The organism is Dietzia cercidiphylli, assembly GCF_039531545.1.
Lineage (GTDB): Bacteria > Actinomycetota > Actinomycetes > Mycobacteriales > Mycobacteriaceae > Dietzia > Dietzia natronolimnaea.
Map to the genome: position 1 here is coordinate 1 of NZ_BAAAQG010000040.1, position 1,336 is coordinate 1,336.

The following is a 1,336-nucleotide window of genomic DNA, read 5'->3' on the forward strand; positions in this document are numbered from 1 at the left end:
GGGGAAACTGGGACTTGTCGAAGGTTCCATATCCCCACACAGAAAGCACTCGGTAGGTGAAGCGTACGTCGTGGTCGTCTGGTCTGTCCGTTACTGCTGACGGTGTCGGAGTGATCTCCCACGCCGGAGCCATCGCGCCACGCCTTCTCGCTGATCAGGTGGGGCTGACCACCGAACTGGCGAAGGCCATGACTCGCAGACGGTTCACCCCGATCCATGACCGCGGCCGGGTCTTGATCGACCTCGCGGTGATGCTCACCGATGGCGGCGAATCCATCTCCGACATCGGCGTCCTGCGCCACCAGTCCGAGACTCTGGGACCGGTGGCCTCGGCCCCGACGGTGTGGCGCACGCTTGATGAGGTCACCGCCGGCAAGCGCAAGAAGATCCAGGTCGCGCGGGCCCGCACGCGGCGGCACGTGTGGTCCCACCTGCCAGGCGGCGTGCCCGCATCCAAATGTGCAGGTCGAGACCTCGGGTCGACGATCGTGCTCGATGTGGACGCCACCATCGTGGTCACCCACAGCGAGAAGGAACACGCGGCGCCAACCTATAAGCGCACCTTCGGCTATCACCCGATCGGCGTGTGGTGCGACAACACAGAAGAGTTCCTCGCCGCGAGCCTGCGCCCGGGCAACGCCGGGTCAAACACCGCCGCCGACCACATCGAGGTCCTGGGCCAGGCGATCGCGCAGATCCCCGCGGCTCACCGGCGTGAGGTGCTGATCCGCTCCGACGGCGCCGGCGCCTCCCACGACCTGCTGAACTGGGTCACCGAGCAGAACCGCGTCCGCGGTCGACGAGTGGAGTACTCGGTCGGGTTCTCCATCACCGCCCCGATACGCCGGGCCATAGCGACCTGCCCCGAGGAAGCATGGGGGCCGGCGCTCAACCCTGGCGGTGATATCCGAGACGGAGCCGAGGTCGCCGAGCTGACCGGATTCCTCGCCCCTGGGCTGCTCGCCAAGTGGCCAGACGGGATGCGGGTCATCGTCCGCCGCGAACGGCCCCACCCCGGCGCCCAGCTGTCGATGTTCGAGGAGATCGACGGGTGGCGCTACCAGGCTTTTGTCACCAACACCAGCGCCGGGCAGCTGCAGTTCCTCGAGGCCAGGCACCGGGCTCACGCCCGAGTGGAGGACCGGATCCGTCACGCCAAAGACACCGGGCTCGGCCGTCTGCCCTCACGCGAGTTCGCCCTCAACCAGGCCTGGCTGGTGGCAGTGATGATCGCCGCAGATCTGGTGGCGTGGACACGGATGCTGGCCTGCACCGGCGAGGCCGCAGTCCTCGCCTTGTGCGAGCCCAAAGCCCTGCGCTACCGCTTCCTGCACGT

General features: G+C 67.5%; 1 protein-coding gene. It reads left to right on the plus strand.

The features are described from left to right. Positions 1–56: 56 nt before the first annotated feature. Positions 57–1,336 (plus strand): IS1380 family transposase (locus ABD250_RS18025; RefSeq protein WP_425551935.1); only part of this gene is annotated, 1,280 nt, incomplete at its 3' end.